This is a genomic window from Streptomyces scopuliridis RB72 (assembly GCF_000718095.1).
Lineage (GTDB): Bacteria > Actinomycetota > Actinomycetes > Streptomycetales > Streptomycetaceae > Streptomyces > Streptomyces scopuliridis.
Map to the genome: position 1 here is coordinate 549,783 of NZ_JOEI01000005.1, position 18,659 is coordinate 568,441.

The 18,659-nt window shown below is 71.6% G+C and carries 14 protein-coding genes and 1 pseudogene; 8 read left to right on the forward strand and 7 right to left on the reverse strand.

All coding sequences use genetic code 11. The features are described from left to right. Window positions 1–46: 46 nt before the first annotated feature. The 5 genes from IF11_RS0107870 to hemG form a co-directional block, all read right to left on the reverse strand. Window positions 47–1,183 (reverse strand): mandelate racemase/muconate lactonizing enzyme family protein, encoded by a 1,137-nt coding sequence (locus IF11_RS0107870; RefSeq protein WP_030350734.1) that lies wholly within the window; start codon window positions 1,181–1,183, stop codon window positions 47–49. Then, complete coding sequence (locus IF11_RS0107875) at window positions 1,180–2,124, reverse strand: dihydrodipicolinate synthase family protein (RefSeq protein WP_240628002.1); 945 nt, start codon at window positions 2,122–2,124, stop codon at window positions 1,180–1,182. Before IF11_RS0107875 ends, IF11_RS0107870 begins: the two co-directional genes overlap by 4 nt. Further along, window positions 2,121–3,422 (reverse strand): MFS transporter, encoded by a 1,302-nt coding sequence (locus IF11_RS0107880; RefSeq protein ID WP_051745629.1) that lies wholly within the window; start codon window positions 3,420–3,422, stop codon window positions 2,121–2,123. The genes IF11_RS0107875 and IF11_RS0107880 overlap by 4 nt, the downstream gene beginning before the upstream one ends. A gap of 736 nt (window positions 3,423–4,158) precedes the next feature. Beyond that, window positions 4,159–4,875: a hydrogen peroxide-dependent heme synthase gene (hemQ, locus tag IF11_RS0107885; protein WP_030350737.1), complete on the reverse strand. Its 717-nt coding sequence runs from the start codon at window positions 4,873–4,875 to the stop codon at window positions 4,159–4,161. 4 nt (window positions 4,876–4,879) lie between these two features. Then, window positions 4,880–6,334, reverse strand: a complete 1,455-nt coding sequence (gene hemG, locus IF11_RS0107890; RefSeq protein WP_030350738.1) for a protoporphyrinogen oxidase — start codon at window positions 6,332–6,334, stop codon at window positions 4,880–4,882. Window positions 6,335–6,477: 143 nt separating this feature from the next. Between hemG and IF11_RS0107895 the strand changes: the two genes are divergently transcribed. Further along, window positions 6,478–7,458: a DUF4349 domain-containing protein gene (locus tag IF11_RS0107895; protein WP_030350739.1), complete on the forward strand. Its 981-nt coding sequence runs from the start codon at window positions 6,478–6,480 to the stop codon at window positions 7,456–7,458. A 54-nt stretch (window positions 7,459–7,512) separates the two neighbouring features. Next, window positions 7,513–8,892 (forward strand): FAD-dependent oxidoreductase, encoded by a 1,380-nt coding sequence (locus IF11_RS0107900; RefSeq protein ID WP_030350740.1) that lies wholly within the window; start codon window positions 7,513–7,515, stop codon window positions 8,890–8,892. 11 nt (window positions 8,893–8,903) lie between these two features. On the opposite strand, the gene hemE is transcribed toward IF11_RS0107900, so the two are convergent. Further along, on the reverse strand, window positions 8,904–9,968 hold the full coding sequence (gene hemE, locus IF11_RS0107905; protein WP_030350741.1) for a uroporphyrinogen decarboxylase: 1,065 nt from the start codon (window positions 9,966–9,968) through the stop codon (window positions 8,904–8,906). Window positions 9,969–10,059: 91 nt separating this feature from the next. Between hemE and IF11_RS0107910 the strand changes: the two genes are divergently transcribed. From IF11_RS0107910 to IF11_RS0107930, 5 genes are all read left to right on the forward strand, one after another. Beyond that, window positions 10,060–10,749, forward strand: coding sequence for a DUF3000 domain-containing protein (locus tag IF11_RS0107910; RefSeq protein ID WP_030350742.1), 690 nt, complete (start codon window positions 10,060–10,062; stop codon window positions 10,747–10,749). 299 nt (window positions 10,750–11,048) lie between these two features. After that, entirely contained in the window at window positions 11,049–11,708 is a 660-nt protein-coding gene (locus IF11_RS0107915; RefSeq protein WP_030350743.1) for a helix-turn-helix transcriptional regulator, read from the forward strand. Between the two features lie 76 nt (window positions 11,709–11,784). After that, on the forward strand, window positions 11,785–13,083 hold the full coding sequence (locus tag IF11_RS0107920; protein ID WP_030350744.1) for an HRDC domain-containing protein: 1,299 nt from the start codon (window positions 11,785–11,787) through the stop codon (window positions 13,081–13,083). Between the two features lie 443 nt (window positions 13,084–13,526). Further along, on the forward strand, window positions 13,527–14,747 hold the full coding sequence (locus IF11_RS0107925; protein WP_030350745.1) for a thiolase family protein: 1,221 nt from the start codon (window positions 13,527–13,529) through the stop codon (window positions 14,745–14,747). Then, the gene (locus tag IF11_RS0107930) at window positions 14,744–16,876 is read left to right on the forward strand and encodes a 3-hydroxyacyl-CoA dehydrogenase NAD-binding domain-containing protein (protein WP_030350746.1); all 2,133 of its coding nucleotides are present in this window, start codon (window positions 14,744–14,746) and stop codon (window positions 16,874–16,876) included. The genes IF11_RS0107925 and IF11_RS0107930 overlap by 4 nt, the downstream gene beginning before the upstream one ends. A gap of 108 nt (window positions 16,877–16,984) precedes the next feature. On the opposite strand, the gene IF11_RS0107935 is transcribed toward IF11_RS0107930, so the two are convergent. Further along, complete coding sequence (locus tag IF11_RS0107935; RefSeq protein WP_030350747.1) at window positions 16,985–18,043, reverse strand: PLL family lectin; 1,059 nt, start codon at window positions 18,041–18,043, stop codon at window positions 16,985–16,987. 219 nt (window positions 18,044–18,262) lie between these two features. Between IF11_RS0107935 and IF11_RS0107940 the strand changes: the two are divergent. Further along, a pseudogene (locus IF11_RS0107940) lies at window positions 18,263–18,634 on the forward strand (PIN domain-containing protein); the annotation flags it as partial. Between the last annotated feature and the right edge of the window lie 25 nt (window positions 18,635–18,659).

Here is an 18,659-nt window from a genome sequence, read left to right on the forward strand (position 1 = left end):
GCGACGCCCCTGTGCGGCGCCGCTCATAACGCGGCGATCGCCCGCTTCACATCCATGCCGTCGAGCCGTCGGGGCGGACCGGTACCTTCCGTTTCCAGCTGATCCAGTCGTCGGTCGTGAGCGCGGCCTCGTCGATCTCGATGCCCCACCCGGGGCGGTCCGGGCGCAGTGCGAGGTGGCCGTCGACCGGGAGGTAGGGGTCGGGGCACCACGACACGTCGTCCGGCTTGTACTCAAGGATGCTGAAGTTGGTCGTCGCGGCCGCGAAGTGCACGTTCGCCGCGGTCGCGAGCGGACCGAGCGGGTTGTGAGGCGCGACTGGGACGTAGTGCGCGTCGGCGAGGGTGGCTATCTTCACCATCTGGGTGAGGCCCCCGACCACGCAGATGTCCGGCTGCACGATGTCGGCTCCGCCCGCGCCGAGCAGCGCCAGGAACTCATGCGGGGAGTACAGGCACTCCCCTGTCGCCAGCGGCACCGCGATCTCGGACCGGATCCTGCCCCAGGCGGGGATGTGCTCGGGCCGTATGGGCTCCTCCAGGAAGAGTGGCTGGTTGGGGGCGAGCGCGGCGCCGAGTTCGATCGCCTGCCGCGGTTCCCACAGACACGCGTGCGCGTCGAACGCGAAGTCCCACTCCGCGGGGTGACTGTCGCGGACCTCGCTGAAGTACTCGCCCAGTTCGCGGACCACGAGCCCGAACCGGGTCCGGTGCGGCTCCGTCCGGTAGGGGCTGAGTTTGAACGCCGTGAAGCCGAACCGGTCGTGCAACGCCGCGGTGGTGTCCCGCAGTTCGCCGACGTCCGGCGCGGAGTACAGACCGGCGTAGACCCGCACCCGGTCGCGTACCGCACCGCCGAGCAGCTGGTAGACCGGCACGCCCACGGCCTTGGCCGCGATGTCCCACAGTGCGTGGTCGATGGCGGCGATGGCGGCGAGGCCCAGCGCCCCCTGGGGGAAGCGGCCCGACTGGAGGAGGAACTGGTTGACCCGGCTCGGGCACCGGGCGTCCATGCCCTTGATCTGCTCGAACAGGTAGTCCAGCAGCGGCGGGTAGGCCAGGTCGGGGCCGTGGTTGTACACCTCCGACCAGCCGTCGACCCCGTCCTCGGTGCTGATCTTGACCAGCACTCTGGGCCGGTCGCCCACCCGCTGGAGGAAGGTTTGCAGCGACTCGATCCTCACGCCGCACGCTCCCCGGCCACCTCGGGCACCGCGGAGCGCCACCGCGCGATGGACTCGGCGACCTCACGGGCGAGGGCGTCGGACAGCGGGTGGCTGGGCGGACGGACATCGCGCCGGCACAGACCGAGCTGGTGCATGGCTTCCTTCACCACCGACACGTTGTTGGCCGAGGCGTCGCGGGCCCGCAGCTCTTCGAAGTGCCGGATCTGCCGCCAGACCCGTGTGGCGGCGCCGTAGTCACCGCGCCGGAGCGCTTCGAGCAGTTCCAGGGACACGGCCGGAGCGACGTTGACCAGGCCCGAGGTGAAGGCCCGTGCCCCCGCCTGCCAGTAGGCCGGGGCGTACGACTCCGCAAGGCCGGCGATCCACAGCAGTCCGTCCGCCGCCTCCGCCCGCGTCGTGGCGAACACGACCGGATCGGATACGGAGTACTTCAGCCCGACGACGTTCGGCGCCCGTTCCGCCAGGCGCGTGATGTGGGCACCGGTGACCGCGCGCTTGGTGAGGTAGGGCAGCACTCCGATGTCCGGCACGGCCGCCGCGATCCTCGCGTTGTACTCGATCCAGCCGCTCGGCGTCAGATACGGCAGGACAGGCTGATGGATCATGATCGCGTCCGCACCCGAATCGCGGGCGAAGCGTGCGTCGGTGATGGCCGTGCCGAGGTCGAACCCCACTCCGGCGACGATCGTCGTGGCGCTGCCGCGCGCCGAGAGGACGCTCGTCAGAACGTGGCGGCGTTCGTCCGGGGTGAGGGCGTAGAACTCACCGGTGTTGCCGTTGGGCGTCAGCGCGGTCACTCCGTTGCGGATCAGACGTGCGGTCAGAGCGACCGTCAGGTCCTGGTCGACCGCGCCGTCCTCGTCGTACGGGACGACGGGGATCCCGATGACGGTGCTGAGCTGCTCGACCAGGCGGCCGGCGTTCAACGAGGTGGTCACGAGGTGGTCCTTTCACCGTGCTCGGTAAGGTCGGCGGGAAGATCGTGATGCGGCGTGACGGGCTTGACGCGTACCCAGAACAGGTAGATCGCCGCGCTTCCCAGAGAACACGCCGCCGCGCCGAGCAAGGGGCCCACATAGGACCCGTTGCTGGAAGCCAGGAACAGCCCGATGGCGATGGGGCTGAGGAGGTTGCCCACCTGGGAGCCGAAGTTCTGGAAGCCGGCCACCGCACCGACGGAATCCGACGAGGGCGCCACTTCCGCCGGCAGGCTCAGGATCGCCGCCCCCGCGAACGAGTGCGCGGCGCTGCTGACGGTGAGTACGACCATCAGCACCAGATTGATCTCGATGAACGGGGCGAAGCCGATGCACGCGCTCAGGGCGAGCCCGGAGACGATCGGAACCTTCCGGGCCAGATTCGCGGAGACTCCGGACGCCAGCATCCGGTCGGACACGATGCCGCCGAGCACGGTGGAGCCGATCGCGATGAGCGCCGGGATCCAGCCCACCATGCCGAAATCCTTCTCGGAGAATCCGCGGTCGTCGAGCAGATAGCTGGGATACCAGGTGAGGAAGAACGCCCCGGCGAGCGAGCGGAACACATAGCCGGTCATCAGTGCCCACACCTGTGGCTCGCTCAGCAGCTCCCGCCACGGCACGTTGGCACCGACCGACTCCGCCGGGGCCGTCGCGCCCTGATCGGAGCGGATGTGGGCCAGTTCGGCCGCGGAGACACGCGGATGCTCCTCGGGGTCGCGGTACACGGCCGCCCAGCCCACGAGCCACAGCAGCCCGGCGACACCGATCACGACGAAGGACAGGCGCCAGCCGCCGAAGAGGGCCAGCGCCGTCACCACCGGTATCGACAGCGCCGTTCCGATCTGCTGGCCCATGTCGAACAGGCTTGACGCGAAAGCCCGTTCCTTGCGCGGGAACCACCGTGAGACGACCTTGATGTTCGCCGGCTGCACCGGCGCCTCACCGATCCCCAGGCCGAGGCGGAACAGCATGACGGATCCGACGCCCTGCGCGAGGGCGGTCAGCGCCGTCCAGATCGACCACCAGCCGACGGCGACGGGGTAGACGATCCTCGGGCCGAAACGGTCGAGCAGCCAGCCGGAGGGAATCTGGAACAGCGCGTACGTCCAGAAGAACGCCGAAAGCATCACGCCCTGAACGGAAGGGCTGATGTGGAATTCCTTCGACATGTAGGGCATGGCCACGCTCAGCGCGGCGCGGTCGAGATAGGCGATCGTGAGGCCGAGGGCCGAGAAGCCGACGATCGTCCAGCGCATACCGCTGCGCTGCCGAGCCGGTGATCTCCCTGTCTTGGACAAGGGCACGGGGGAAAGAGGGGGCACCATCGCTCCCGAAGTTGGGTAGGCTCCCCGAAGGGAGCATCGGAACTCTCCTGTCGCGGCCCGGGATCTTGGCGGTGAACGGGCCGCATCTCGCCTCGTCGGTCAATGAGCGGCTGTTGTCCGATCAGTCGGCCGGGCCATCCGCCGAAGCCCCCAAGGGGTGGCAGGATCCCGCGCCGTTGAGCCCTCAAACGCGCGAGGCGACCCCCAAGCGGACATAACAGCCACAGGCCCCCCACTCCCTTCATAACGGGCCTCGTATATGACGTACGATGTGCGACGCGATGAAGGTAGGAGCGCCCGAAGAGATTCGTCAACGCTTCTGACAAAATCTGTTTCCGGGGAACGGCGGACCGCACCGCAGGACCGCGACGGCCTGGTGGTGGGTTCAGTGGCGCGGAAACGGACGAAGGCCCGGCGGACACCGCCGAGCCTTCGGACTGTCTGTCCCCGGTATTCCGGGGTGCGCTCCCACAGGGAACACCGACTCGGGTTCCATCGGCCGCGATCGGCGCGGCCGATGGACCCGGAGCCGGACCCGGTGTCGCTGGACGAGCGGGTGAGCGGCCGTAAGCTGCCGCCGATCGTCTGATCTTCCGGGCGGGGTGACCGGGCCGGCCCACGGCGGGCCGGCCCGGTCACCACATCCACATCGCTCGCAGAAGCGGAGTTACGCGAGCCCCGCCACGAGGTCCGCGACCGACTTGCGGCGGCCCGTGTAGAACGGGACCTCTTCCCGGACGTGCATCCGGGCCTCGGAGCCGCGCAGATGGCGCATCAGGTCGACGATCCGGTAGAGCTCGTCGGCCTCGAAGGCCAGCACCCACTCGTAGTCGCCGAGCGAGAACGAGGCGACCGTGTTGGCGCGCACGTCGGGGTAGCCGCGGGCCATCTTCCCGTGGTCGGCGAGCATCCTGCGGCGGTCCTCGTCGGGCAGCAGGTACCAGTCGTAGGACCGTACGAAGGGGTAGACGCTGACATAGTCGCGGGGCGTCTCGTCGGCCAGGAAGGCCGGTACGTGTGACTTGTTGAACTCGGCGGGGCGGTGCAGCGCCATGTTCGACCAGACCGGCTCCAGCTGCCGTCCGAACCGGGTGCGGCGGAAGCGGTTGTACGCGTCCTGGAGTTCGTCCGCGGTCTCCGCGTGCCACCAGATCAGGACATCGGCGTCCGCGCGCAGTCCGGACACGTCGTAGGTGCCGCGTACGGTGACGTCCTTGGCGCCGAGCTGGTCGAACAGCTCCTGGACCTCGTCCGCGAGGCCGGTCCGGTCCTCGGGCAGCACATCGCGCAGCTTGAAGACGGACCACAGCGTGTAGCGGATGACCTCGTTGAGGTCCTTGGCCTTCTTGCCCGCGTTCGGGGTCTTCTCTGGTGCAGCAGTCATGGGGCTATTCTCCCGCGCCCCGGCCCGTGCCCCGCGCCAGGGTCGACGTGGCGATGATCTCGTCGGCGGCGCGCCGGGCGGACGCGACGCACGCCGGGATGCCGACGCCGTCGTACGCCGCGCCGCACAGCCGCAGCCCCGGGAGCTTGGCGACGGCCTCGCGGATCCGGGCGGTCCTGGCCTGGTGGCCGACGGGGTACTGCGGCAGGCCGCCGATCCAGCGGGTCACTTCCGTGGCCACCGGCTTCGCGGTGAGCCCGACCGCGTCGCCGAGGTCGCGCAGCGAGACGCCCACGAGATCGGCGTCCTCGCGCTCCAGCTGCTCCTCCTCGCCGTACCGTCCGATGGAGGTGCGCAGAAGGAAGAGTCCGGGCGCGGCGTCCGCGACCCATCCCCACTTCCGGGTGGAGAAGGTGGACGCCTTGATCGTGCGGCCGTCCACGGGCGGTACGAGAAAGCCGCTGCCCTCGGGCATCGCGCCGAGATCGGCGCGCCGGAACGCCATCGTGACCAGCGCCATCGAGGCGTACTCGACCCCGGCGAGTTCGGCGGCGGCGGCCGGTGACTCGTCGGAGAGCAGCGCCGAGGCGGACCAGGCGGGGGTGGCGAGCACCACGCCGTCGGCGGCCAGGGTGGTCCGCTCGGTACGGATCAGCCAGCCGTCGGGGGTGCGCCGGAGGCCGAGGACGGGCGTCTCCAGGAGGATCTCGCCGCCGCCCGCCCGTACGGCGTCCGCGACGGCGCCCGGCAGTCTGCCCACACCGCCGGCGATGCCCGCGAAAACCGCGCCCGGCGCCCCGCCGTCGCGCTGCGTGGCCGCGACCGCGGCCTGGAGCTCGCGCACACCGGCCAGCAGGGAGTCATGGGTTCTGGCCATATCGAAGAGCTGGGGGACGGCCGCCTTCATGGAGATGCGGTACGCGTCGCCCGCGTAGACCCCGCCGAGCAGCGGTTCCACCAGCCGGTCGACGACCTCGCGGCCGAGCCGCTCCGCGACGTACGCGCCGACCGAGACATCGTCGCCGACCTCGGTGGGCGGCAGTTCCGGTTCGCGGGCGATCCTGGCGAGCCCTTCGTCGGAGAGCAGCCCGGCGAGGGCGGCGGGGTCGCCCGGCACGCCCATCACATGGCCCTTGGGCATGGGCCGCAGCTCCCCGCGCGTCCACACCGACGCGGTGGTGGCGGTGGGCGGCTGGAGCAGCTCCCCGAGCCCGACGGCCTCGGCCAGATCGACGGCCTCGGGCCGGCGCGCGAGCATCGACTCGGCCCCGAGGTCGACGGGCGCGCCCTCGATCTCGCCGGTCCGCAGCTTGCCGCCGAGCCGGCCTGTGGCCTCCAGCAGCGTGACCCGGATCCCGGCGCCCAGCAGCCGGTGCGCGGCGGCGAGACCGGCGATACCGCCCCCGATGACGACGACATGGCCCGTATGCGTGTCCACGTGCTGCGCGCTCGACTCCATGCCCCCACTCTCTCAAACCGGCAGGGACGTTCCATAACGAGTCCCGACCGTGACCGCTTCGGAACCGTAAATGAGCATCCGTGCACGGGCCTCGCACGTCGAACGGGCATCACACTCTCATCAACCGTCCCTGGGGGGCCGACATGCGCGCGATGCCAGCATTCGCGGCAGCACTACTCACCGTCTCGCTCGCTCTCGCCGGATGCAGCGCCTCCGACGGCGGTGACAACAAGTCGATGGCGGACAGCGCCGCGAAACCGGTTCAGGCGGGGCGGGCGGACGCGGCGGACGCCGAGTCGGGGGCCGGTGCGCCGGCGTCCGGCAGCGAGGGGACGGGGGCCAAGCAGCAGCCCGCGAAGGCCGGTACGCATGTGATCCGTACCGCCGAACTCACCGTGCGCGTCAAGAACACGGAGAAGGCGCTCGCCACGGCGCGGGCCGCGGCCGTGAACTCCGGTGGTCTCATTGAGAACGAGTCCACCGAGCGGATCGAGGGCGACCATGTCGGCTCGCGCATCGTGCTGCGCGTGCCGCAGGACGCGTACGACGAGGTCCTGGCCGAACTGGCGGGCACCGGCACGCTGGTGGCGCGCAAGGCCAACGCGAAGGACGTCACCGACCAGGTGGTCGACGTGAACAGCAGGATCGCCTCGCAGCGGGCGAGCGTCGCGCGCGTACGGGAGTTGATGGACCAGGCGACCAGGCTCAGCGATGTGGTGTCGCTGGAAGGCGAGTTGAGTACGCGTCAGGCCGCCCTGGAGTCACTGCTCGCGCAGCAGGCGTCGCTCAAGGACCGCACGTCCCTGGCCACCATCACGCTGGAGCTCACCGAGGCCCCGGTCGTCAAGAAGGAGAAGAAGGAGGACGATCCCGGGTTCCTGGACGCGCTGGGCGGCGGCTGGGACGCGCTGACCACGACGGTGCGCTGGATCGGGGTGGTGATCGGTGCGGTGGCGCCGTTCGCCGCCGTGCTCGCGGTGCTCTATCTGCTGTGGCGGCTGGTACGCGGCCGGCTGCCCCGCAGGCCGGAGCCCGTACCCGCGCCCTGGCCCACCCCCGCGCCCTCGGCCGAGCCCTCGCCCGCTCCCGACGGGCCGGCCGCCGAGGGGACACGCGAGGACTGACCCGGTCCGCCCGCGTAGCGTTCCCCTGGCACACGGAAGCGAGAGGGGCGCGCAATGGCGGCGGAGCGCATGGTGGTCATCGGCGGCGATGCGGCGGGCATGTCCGCCGCATCGCAGGCCCGCAGGATGAGGGGCCCGGAGGAGCTGGAGATCGTCGCGTTCGAGCGCGGCCACTTCAGCTCGTACTCCGCGTGCGGCATCCCGTACTGGGTGGGCGGCGACGTGTCCGGGCCCGGCGACCTGATCGCCCGTACGCCCGAGGAGCACCGGGCACGCGCCATCGATCTGCGGATGCGCACGGAAGCCGTGGAGATCGACGTGGCCGGGCAGCGGGTACGCGTACGCGATCTCTCCGACGGTACGGAGGGCTGGACCGGCTTCGACAAGCTGGTCATCGCGACGGGCGCCCGTCCGGTGCGCCCGGCGCTGCCCGGGATAGACGCGCCGGGCGTGCACGGTGTGCAGACGCTCGACGACGGCCAGGCACTGCTGGACACCCTCGGCTGTACGGAGGGCCGGCGCGCGGTCGTCGTCGGCGCGGGCTATATCGGTGTGGAGATGGCGGAGGCGCTGCTGAAGCGCGGCTATCAGGTCACCGTGGTGTACCGCGGCGACCAGCCGATGGCCACGCTCGACCCCGACATGGGCCGGCTGGTCCACGAGGCGATGGACGGGCTGGGCATCACGGCGGTGGGCGGCACGGCGGTCACCGGCGTCCGCACCGGCGCGGACGGCCGGGTACGGGCCGTGGTCACCGACGCCGGCGAGTACCCGGCCGATGTGGTCGTGCTCGGCATCGGCGTGGAGCCGGAGACCACCCTCGCCCGCGCCGCGGGGCTGCCCCTCGGGCCGCACGGCGGGCTGCTCACCGATCTGGCGATGCGGGTGCGCGGCCACGAGAACATCTGGGCGGGCGGGGACTGCGTGGAGGTCCTCGACCTGATCTCGGGCTCGACCCGGCATATCGCGCTGGGCACCCACGCCAACAAGCACGGCCAGATCATCGGCGCGAACGCCGGCGGCGGTTACGCCACCTTCCCCGGGGTGGTCGGTACGGCCGTCAGCAAGGTCTGCGACCTGGAGATCGCCCGGACCGGGCTGCGGGAGAAGGACGCCCGCCGGGCGGGCCTCCAGTTCGTCACCGCGACCATCGAGTCCACCAACAGCGCCGGTTACTACCCCGACGCCGCCGTCATGACGGTGAAGATGCTCGCGGAGCGCCGTACGGGCCGGCTGCTGGGCACGCAGATCGTCGGCCGCGAGGGCGCGGCGAAGCGGGTGGACATCGCGGCGGTGGCACTGACGGCCGGGATGACGGTGGAGGCGATGACCACCCTGGACCTGGGCTACGCCCCGCCGTTCTCCCCGGTCTGGGACCCGGTACTGGTCGCCGCGCGCAAGGCGACGACGGTGGTACGGAAGGCGGGGGTGTAGCCGCGGGCCATTCAGCGGGCGGTCTGGGTGTGGACGTACTCCACGAGCCGGGTCAGGGAGTCCGGGTCCATGGTCGGCAGCACACCATGGCCCAGATTGAAGATATGGCCCTCCAGACCGGCCGCCGCGTCCAGCACCTCGCGGGTCTTGGTCTCCACCGCCGCCGTCGGGGCGAAGAGCACGGCCGGGTCGAGGTTGCCCTGGAGCGCCTTGCCGGGGCCGACCCGGCGGGCCGCCTCGTCCAGCGGGACCCGCCAGTCGACGCCGACGACATCCGCGCCGGCCTCGCCCATCAGGCCGAGCAGCTCGCCCGTACCGACCCCGAAGTGGATGCGCGGGACGTCGTACGCGGCGATGGCGTCGAAGACCTTCGCGGAGGCGGGCAGCACGGAACGGCGGTAGTCGACCGGGGCCAGGGCGCCCACCCATGAGTCGAAGAGCTGCACGGCGCTCGCGCCCGCCTCGATCTGCACCTTGAGGAAGGCGGAGGTGATGTCCGCGAGCCGGTCGAGCAGCTCGGCCCACAGCTCCGGGTCGCCGTACATCATCGCTTTGGTGTGCTCGTGGTTACGGGACGGGCCGCCCTCCACGAGATAGCTGGCGAGCGTGAACGGCGCGCCGGCGAAGCCGATGAGCGGGGTGGCGCCCAGCTCGCCCATGAGCATGCCGATCGCTTCGGTGACATAGGAGACGTCGTCCGGGGTGAGTTCGCGCAGCCGGGCCAGATCGGCGCGGGTCCGGATCGGCTCGGCGACCACGGGGCCGATCCCGGGCTTGATGTCGAGGTCGAGGCCGATGGCCTTGAGGGGGACGACGATGTCGCTGAAGTAGATCGCGGCGTCGACCTTGTGGCGCCGTACCGGCTGGAGGGTGATCTCGGTGACCAGCTCGGGCCGCATGCAGGACTCCAGCATCGGAATCCCCTCGCGCACCTTCAGATACTCCGGCAGCGAGCGCCCCGCCTGTCGCATGAACCACACCGGTGTGTGTGGCACCGGTTCGCGCCTGCAGGCCTTCATAAAGGGCGATTCGTACGTCTTCGTCTGCTGGCCCGAGGGGCGGTCAATGGCGCTCACGACCAGAATCTTCGCATGTACGGGGAAGCCGCTGCCCCGGCCCGGGTGTCCTTCCCTGCGCGAGGCGCGCGTTCCGCCTACTCTTCCCCGCATGGCTGCGGCTCAGGGACAGTTTTCCGATCATTCCAACGGCACCGAGGGAACGGGGGGCGCGGAGGGGGATTCCGGTCCGGCCACGTTCCGTTCGGCGGTCGAAGCACTGCGAACGGCGCGGCTGCGTCCCGAGATCGAGGTCGACCCGACACCGCCGCCCAAGCGGCTGGCACCGTACGCGTACGCCCTGGAGGCGGCGGTCGTCGACGGCGACGACGATCTGGCGGACGGCCGGCTCATCCTGCTCCACGACCCGGCCGGACACGACGCCTGGCAGGGCACCTTCCGGCTGGTGACACTCGTACGGGCGGAGCTGGAACCGGAGATGGCGGCGGACCCGCTGCTGCCCGAGGTGTGCTGGTCCTGGCTGACCGGCGCGCTGGAGGCGCGCGGACTGTCGTACGGGGAGGCCAGCGGCACCGTCACCCGCGCCGGGTCGCACTACTTCGGCGGTCTCGCCGAGCGCAGACCGGCCACCCAGATCGAGATCCGCGCGTCCTGGACCCCGCGCGAGGGCCGGGGCGGGGCGCCCGACGCGGCGGCGCATCTGGCGGCCTGGTGCGATCTGCTCTGCCAGATCGCGGGGCTGCCGCCCGCCACGACGGGACCGGTCGCGGGCGCAGCGGACCCGGGCGCCGGCGCGGGTGTGGTGTCGCTGCCCCAGCGGCGCGGGCCGCAGGTGTCCTGACCACTCTCTCCCCCGGGCGCCGCTGATCCGCCGATTCCCTCCCCTCGGGCGCCGCTGATCCGCCGATTCCGACGGCCCCGACGACGCTGACGCCCCCTCACCGCGCTGCCGCGGGTGGGGGCCAGTCGTAGGATGATCGATCACCCGTCCGAATTGCCCGAATTGTTACTCACCAAATCGTGATCATTCTCTAAAGGCGGGCGGGATTGCTGCCGAAGAGGTCAATGACCCTTCAAGCACGGATCGCCCCGGCTTCATCCCCAGAGCCGGCCCCGTCCCGCACCTTCCCAGGAGGCCTGGTGTCCGTTCTCCTCGAGCAGCCCGCAAGCCTGGTCGCCTACCGCCCGAACAAGCCGACGGCCATGGTCGTCGTGGCCGACCCACGCGTCCGCTCCACCGTCACCCGCCACTTGTGGGCCCTTGGAGTACGTGACGTCATCGAGGCGTCGTCCATCGCGGAGGCCCGCCCCCGCGTCGGCAACCCGCGCGACATCTGCGTTGCCGACGTCCATCTGCCCGACGGTTCCGGGCTGACCCTGCTGTCCGAGACCCGAGCCGCGGGCTGGCCCAACGGCCTGGCCCTCTCCGCCGCCGATGACATCGGCGCGGTGCGCAACGCCCTCGCGGGCGGTGTCAAGGGCTATGTCGTCACCGGCACCCGTACGAACATCGGCCACCCCGGCCGTCCCGGCGCCGCCCCCATCGGCGCCGGGCAGCGGATGCACCGCCGTCCTCCGGGGGCCCCGAGCCACCCGGGCGGCTACCGCGAGCTCTCCGGCCGTGAGGTCGAGGTGCTCCGGCTGGTCGCCGAAGGCCAGTCCAACAAGGCCATCGGCGTCTCGATGGGCCTGTCCGCACTCACCGTCAAGAGCCATCTCGCCCGGATCGCGCGCAAGCTCGGCACGGGCGACCGGGCGGGGATGGTCGCCGTGGCCCTCCGTACCGGAATCATCCACTGACCACTTCTCGCCCCCACCGCCCGTCGACGGAACGTTCCGTCGACGGGCGCCTTCCGTTCACGGATACCCTTGACAGGTGACCGACGCCCAAGAGACCGCAGCAGAGCCAGCACTGCGAACCACCGGGGGCCAGGGGCGGCAGCCGCTCATGTCGCTGCCCCCGGACGACGTCGAATCGGCGCCGATCCCCTTGTTGGAGCCCCGCGAGGGCATTCCGCCGGTGGTCGCCACCGATGAGGCGCTCGCCGAGGTGATCGCGGCCTTCGCCGCGGGCACCGGCCCCGTGGCCGTCGACGCCGAGCGGGCGTCCGGTTACCGGTACGGCCAGCGCGCCTATCTCGTCCAGCTGCGCCGCGAGGGCGCGGGCACGGCGCTGATCGATCCCGTCGGCTGCCCCGATCTCTCCGGTCTCGGCGAGGCTCTCGCCGGGACCGAGTGGATCCTGCACGCGGCGACTCAGGATCTCCCCTGCCTGCGCGAAATAGGCATGATGCCCACCCGGCTGTTCGACACGGAACTGGCAGGCCGGCTGGCGGGCTTTCCCCGGGTCGGCCTCGGCGCGATGGTCGAGAACGTCCTCGGCTACGCCCTGGAGAAGGGCCACTCCGCGGTCGACTGGTCGACCCGTCCGCTCCCCGAGCCGTGGCTGCGCTACGCCGCGCTCGATGTGGAGCTGCTCGTCGATCTGCGGGACGCGCTGGAGAAGGAGCTGGACCGCCAGGGCAAGCTGGACTGGGCGCACCAGGAGTTCGACGCGATCGCCTCGGCCCCGCCGGCGCCTCCGCGCAAGGACCCGTGGCGCCGTACGTCGGGGATGCACAAGGTGCGCCGCCGCCGTCAGATGGCGGTCGTACGGGAGCTGTGGACCACCCGCGACCGGGTCGCGCAGCGGCGTGATGTCTCCCCCGGCAAGGTGCTGAGCGACGCCGCGATCATCGAGGCGGCGCTGGCGCTGCCGGTGAACGTGCACGCGCTGACCGCGCTGCCCGGCTTCGGCCACCGGATGGGACGCCGGCAGCTGGAGCAGTGGCAGGCGGCGGTCGACCGGGCCAGGGCGCTGTCCGACACGGAGCTGCCCCAGCCGGGGCAGCAGATGGCGGGACCGCCGCCGCCGCGCTCCTGGGCGGACAAGGACCCGGAGGCGGCGGCCCGGCTGTCGGCCGCCCGCGCGGCGGTCTCGGAGCTGGCCGAGCGGCTGAACATGCCGCAGGAGAACCTGATCACGCCGGACACGGTGCGCCGGGTCTGCTGGGAGCCGCCGCACGAGCGGACGATCGAGAAGGTGGCGGAGGCGCTGGGCGCGCACGGGGCGCGGGCGTGGCAGGTGGAACAGGTGGCGCCACTGCTGACGCGTGCGCTGTCGGTGTCGGACTGACCGGCCGTGTCGTACTGACGGTGCGCCTCGCCTTCCGGCGGGGGGGGCGGGGGCGGCCGGCCGGTGGTCCGCCGGGGGCCCGCCTCGGTGGTTCGCGGCGCCTGGGGACGCGCACGCCCGCTGCGGACCCGCCTCGGTGGGTAGCGACGCCTGGACGCCCCGGGTGACCACGTCCGCCGGCGAGTGAGCCGAAGGGCGCGCCGCTGTCGAAAGGGAGAGCGCACAGAGGCCCCGAGGAACGAGGGGCCGAGCACGGTCGACCGTCGACGGTGCCCGCGGCCGGAGGCCGCTGATGGACACAGCGAGCGCCCCGGAGGCGAACCGAGCCCTCAAAAAAGAGCGGCCCGGGCTGGGCAGCTTGGTTACCCACAAGTAGCATAGAGGCGGTAGCGCGCCTCAAGCGCGCCCCGCAGTGCCACCCCGCACCCTGGAGGAGAGCCATCGTGCCTCGTACCGTCAGGGATGTCGTCTTCGTCGACGGCGTCCGCACCCCGTTCGGCAAGGCGGGCCCGAAGGGCATGTACCACGAGACCCGTGCCGACGATCTCGTCGTGAAGGCGATCCGGGAGCTGTTGCGCCGCAACCCGGACCTCGACCCGGCCCGGATCGACGAGGTCGCCATCGCCGCCACCACCCAGATCGGTGACCAGGGCCTCACGCTCGGCCGTACCGCGGGGATCCTCGCCGGGCTGCCGCAGTCGGTACCGGGCTACTCGATCGACCGTATGTGCGCGGGCGCGCTGACCGCGGTGACCAGCACCGCGGGCTCCATCGCGTTCGGCGCGTACGACATCGTCGTGGCCGGCGGTGTCGAGCACATGGGCCGCCACCCCATGGGCGAGGGCGTCGACCCGAACCCGCGCTTCGTCTCCGAGAAGCTCGTGGACGACTCCGCGCTCTTCATGGGCATGACGGCCGAGAATCTGCACGACCGCTTCCCGCAGCTCACCAAGGCGCGCGCCGACGAGTACGCGGTGCGCTCGCAGGAGAAGGCCGCCAAGGCGTACGCCGACGGCACGATCCAGCAGGACCTGGTGCCGATCTCCATCCGCCGCACCTCCCCCGAGGCGGGGGAGACCGGCTGGGGGCTCGCCACCGCCGACGAGCCGATGCGGCCGGGCACGACGCTGGAGATGCTGGCCGGGCTGAAGACCCCGTTCCGGCCGCACGGCCGGGTCACCGCGGGCAACGCCGCGGGGCTCAACGACGGCGCCACCGCCTCGCTGATCGCCGCCGAGGACTTCGCGCGCGAGCAGGGCCTTCCGGTCAGGATGCGGCTGGTCTCGTACGCGTTCGCGGGCGTCGAGCCGGAGGTCATGGGGTACGGGCCGATCCCGTCGACGGAGAAGGCGCTCGCCAAGGCAGGGCTGTCGATCTCCGACATCGGTCTGTTCGAGATCAACGAGGCCTTCGCCGTACAGGTGCTGGCCTTCCTGGACCACTACGGCATCGCGGACGACGACGAGCGCGTCAACCAGTACGGCGGCGCCATCGCGTTCGGCCACCCGCTGGCCTCCTCCGGTGTCCGGCTGATGACGCAGCTGGCGCGGCAGTTCGAGTCGCACCCGCACGTCCGCTACGGCCTGACCACCATGTGCGTCGGCTTCGGCATGGGCGCGTCGGTCATCTGGGAGAACCCGCACTTCGACGGAGGCACCAAGTGAGCACCAGCACCGCCGAACTCCTGAAGGGCGCGGCCGAACTGTTCCCCGGCGAGGTCGTCACACAGGCGCACGTACGCCATCTCGACCTTCCCGCGGGCGCCGGGCGCTTCGCGCTCATCACGCTGGACAACGGCCTGGACCACACCAAGCCGACCACCTTCGGACCGCAGTCGCTGGCGAACCTCAACGCCGCGATCGACCAGGTCGAGAAGGAGGCGTCCGACGGCACGATCGTGGGCGTCGGGATCACCGGCAAGCCGTTCATCTTCGCGGTCGGCGCCGACCTCAAGGGCGTGGAACTCCTCAAGCGCCACGAGGACGCGCTCGCGATCGGCAAGGGCGGCCACGAGGTCTTCAAGCGGTTCGCCGCGCTGGCCGTGCCGACCTTCGCGTACTACAACGGCGCGGCGATGGGCGGCGGTGTCGAGGTCGGGCTGCACTGTCAGTACCGCACGGTCTCGGCCGCGCTGCCCGCGTTCTCGCTGCCCGAGGTCTTCCTCGGTCTCGTCCCCGGCTGGGGCGGCTGCACGCTGCTGCCGAATCTGATCGGCGCGGACCGCGCGGTCTCGGTCGTCATCGAGAACTCGCTCAACCAGAACAAGCAGCTCAAGGGCGCCCAGGTACATGAACTGGGCATCGCCGACGCGATCTTCGAGGGCGCCGACTTCCTGGAGCGGTCGCTGATCTGGACCGCGTCCGTGCTGAAGGGCGAACTGACGGTCGTACGGACCGAGGTGGACCGCGGCGAGGCGTGGGACCGCGCGGTGGAGCGCGGCCGGCAGATCGCCGACTCCAAGGTGCACGGCGCGGCCCCGGCCGCGTACCGCGCGCTGGACATCATCGCCGCCGCCAAGGACGGCGACCTCCAGGCGGGCTTCGACGCCGAGGACCAGGCCCTCGCGGACCTGATCATGGGCGGCGAACTGCGCTCCGGCATCTACGCGTTCAATCTCGTGCAGCGGCGCGCCAAGCGGCCCGCCGGGGCTCCCGACAAGGCGCTGGCGCGGCCGGTCACCAAGGTCGGCGTCGTCGGTGCGGGGCTGATGGCCTCGCAGTTGGCGCTGCTCTTCCTGCGCCGCCTCGAAGTTCCGGTCGTCCTCACGGACATCGACCAGGAGCGGGTCGACAAGGGCGTCGGTTACGTCCACGGCGAGATCGACAAGCTGCTGCTGAAGTCCCGTATCAACCAGGACAAGGCCAACCGGCTCAAGGGCCTGGTCTCGGGTGTGCTGGACAAGGCCGAGGGCTTCTCGGACGCGGACTTCATCATCGAGGCCGTCTTCGAGGAGATGGGCGTCAAGCAGAAGGTGTTCGCGGAGGTCGAGGCGGTCGCCCCGGCGCACGCGATCCTCGCCACCAACACCTCGTCGCTGTCGGTCTCCGAGATGGCGTCGAAGCTGAAGAACCCCGAGCGGGTCGTCGGCTTCCACTTCTTCAACCCGGTCGCGATCCTGCCGCTGCTGGAGATCGTGCGCGGTGAGCGGACCGACGACGCGTCGCTGGCCACGGCGTTCGGGGTGGCGAAGAAGCTGAAGAAGAGCGCGGTGCTGGTGAAGGACGCCCCGGCGTTCGTCGTCAACCGTATCCTCACCCGCTTCATGGGCGAGATCCAGAACGTCATCGACGAGGGCACTCCGGTGGAGGTGGCGGAGCGCGCCGTCGAGCCGCTGGGGCTGCCGATGTCCCCGCTGGTGCTGCTCGAACTGGTCGGGCCTGCCATCGGTCTGCATGTCTCGGAGACCCTGCACGGCGCGTTCCCGGACCGCTTCACGGTCTCCGGGAACCTCGCGGCGGTCGTCAAGGCGGGCAAGCGCGGCTTCTACGTCTACGACTCCGGAAAGCCTGAGCTGGACCCGGAGGTGGCCGCGCTCCTCCAGCAGGGGGACGTCGTCCTCACCGAGGAGCAGACGCGCGCCCGGGTGCTGGACGCGGTGGCCCAGGAGATCGGTCTGATGCTGGACGAGGGCGTCGTGGCCGAGGCCCAGGACATCGACCTCTGTCTGCTCACGGGCGCGGGCTGGCCCTTCCACCTGGGCGGCATCACCCCGTATCTGGACAGGGAAGGCGTCTCGGAGCGGGTGAACGGCAGGCGGTTCCTGGCGCCGGGCGTGGCGAGCGTCCCCGCGTAGCGTTCACGGGCGTACGGCGAACGGGCCGGTGCGGAAGGGGACTTCCGTACCGGCCCGGTCCGTTGTGCCGGCCGTGCGTGCCGGTGAGACGTGGCCTGGGGGCGTCACTCAGACCCGGGACCACGCCTCCAGCGCCAGGCCCGGTTCCGCCTTCTGACGGGCCGTCCGCAGAGCGCCGTCCTCGCCGATCACCGCCAGGATCACCCGCCCCCGGCCGTCCAGCGCCAGCGCGGGCGCGCCGGCGCAGCGCTCCCCGGTCGGGGTCCAGTGGAGGCCCGCCGCCTCGTTCTCCGTCGGATACGCGGCGATGTGCGGGCGGCCGTCGGTGCCGCGCTGGGCCAGGATCGTGCAGTCGTGGCCGTCCACGGGCGTACGCAGCAGGGCGAGCGGGCCGGTGCCGGGACCGCCCAGCCGGGCGGGTTCCGTCCCGGGGCGCCAGGCGCGGACGGTGCCGTCGCCGGCGTCGCGCCAGAAGTGGGTGAGCCGGCCGCCGCCGGTGTTCCAGGCGGTGATCGTGCCGGGCTCGACCCTGGCCTCCGGTTCGTCCTCGGCGCGCTCCAGCTTCGCGTCGGGTTTCGGGCGCAGCCAGCGGACCACGGTCCCGGCGGCAGGGACGAGGACGTCGATCAGTCCGTGGTCGGTGACGGCGGCGGCCGTCTCGCCGGTGAGCTCCGTGTCCTCGGCGTTGGCGCCGCCCCAGGGCTGCCAGCGGCCGGTGGGCGACTGGTGCTTGGCCGACAGTCCGCCGTTCGCGTTGCGGAGGAACAGATGCACCGAGCCGGTGGCGTCCAGGACCGCGGACGGCAGACCGATGTCCGCGGCCTTCTCGCGGTCCTTCCCGTGCGGGTTCCCCAGCGACTGCCAGTCCCGCAGCGGACGGCCCGTCTGGAACTGGACGGCGTGCACGAGATCGGTGTCGGCGGGCCCGTCGGCGCGCGGACGTTTCCGTACCCCCACCAGATGGACGAAGCCCTCGGCGCTCTGAGCGACCGACAGATACGGCAGCAGGCCCCGGGCGGCCAGCGGCTCGGGCCCCGACCAGTCGGGGCCGCCGGGGCGGGTCTCCGTCCAGCGGAGCACCCCGTCGGCGGTCGGCGCGTACGCCGTGAGCCTGCCGTCCTTGCCGCGCAGCAGCCAGCCGGTGGTCGCGGGGACGGTGTCGTCCATGGGGGGCGCGGGGGGCGTACGGCGTGGCTTCGCGCCCCGGTCAGGGGCCTGGCTCGCGCTGTCCCCCGACCGCTTCGACGTCCGTCCGGACCGCGGTGTCATGGCCCACTGCCACCTTCCCGAGCGCGGAAAACCCAGAGTTCGATAGTACTCAGGGGCAGGGGCGGGGGCTCCGGGAGGCCGTACGGACCGGCGCTGTGCGAGGCTGCGGCTGTGCTGATGCGGTTGATCGTCGACGCGGCGAATGTGGTCGGATCCGTTCCCGACGGGTGGTGGCGCGACCGGCGCAGTGCCACCGAGCGGCTGCGCGACTCGCTGGTGCCGTACGCCGCGCGGGGCGCGGCCGGGCATCCGGGGCCCGTCGAGGTCGTGCTCGTCGTGGAGGGCGCCGCGCGGGGCGTGGAGTCCGTACCGGGGGTACGGGTGGAAGCGGCGGCCGGCGGCGGGGACGACCTGATCGTGGAGCTGGCCGCGCGGGCGGCGGCGGACGGCGCGGGCTGTGTCGTCGTCACGGCCGACCGCGAGCTGCGCCGGCGGGTGGCGGCGCACGGGGCGGAGTGCGCCGGGCCCAGGACCGTACGCCCGTTACCGGAGCGCCCGTCATCGGAGCCCCGGC

What these genes read in the sequence shown, in the direction of transcription:
- IF11_RS0107880 (WP_051745629.1), bottom strand. Translation starts at nt 3,422, where the DNA reads ATGCGCTGGACGATCGTCGGCTTCTCGGCCCTCGGCCTCACGATCGCC.
- IF11_RS0107935 (WP_030350747.1), bottom strand. Translation starts at nt 18,043, where the DNA reads ATGGACGACACCGTCCCCGCGACCACCGGCTGGCTGCTGCGCGGCAAG.
- hemG (WP_030350738.1), bottom strand. Translation starts at nt 6,334, where the DNA reads ATGGAGTCGAGCGCGCAGCACGTGGACACGCATACGGGCCATGTCGTC.
- IF11_RS0107895 (WP_030350739.1), top strand. Translation starts at nt 6,478, where the DNA reads ATGCGCGCGATGCCAGCATTCGCGGCAGCACTACTCACCGTCTCGCTC.
- hemQ (WP_030350737.1), bottom strand. Translation starts at nt 4,875, where the DNA reads ATGACTGCTGCACCAGAGAAGACCCCGAACGCGGGCAAGAAGGCCAAG.
- IF11_RS0107900 (WP_030350740.1), top strand. Translation starts at nt 7,513, where the DNA reads ATGGCGGCGGAGCGCATGGTGGTCATCGGCGGCGATGCGGCGGGCATG.
- IF11_RS0107910 (WP_030350742.1), top strand. Translation starts at nt 10,060, where the DNA reads ATGGCTGCGGCTCAGGGACAGTTTTCCGATCATTCCAACGGCACCGAG.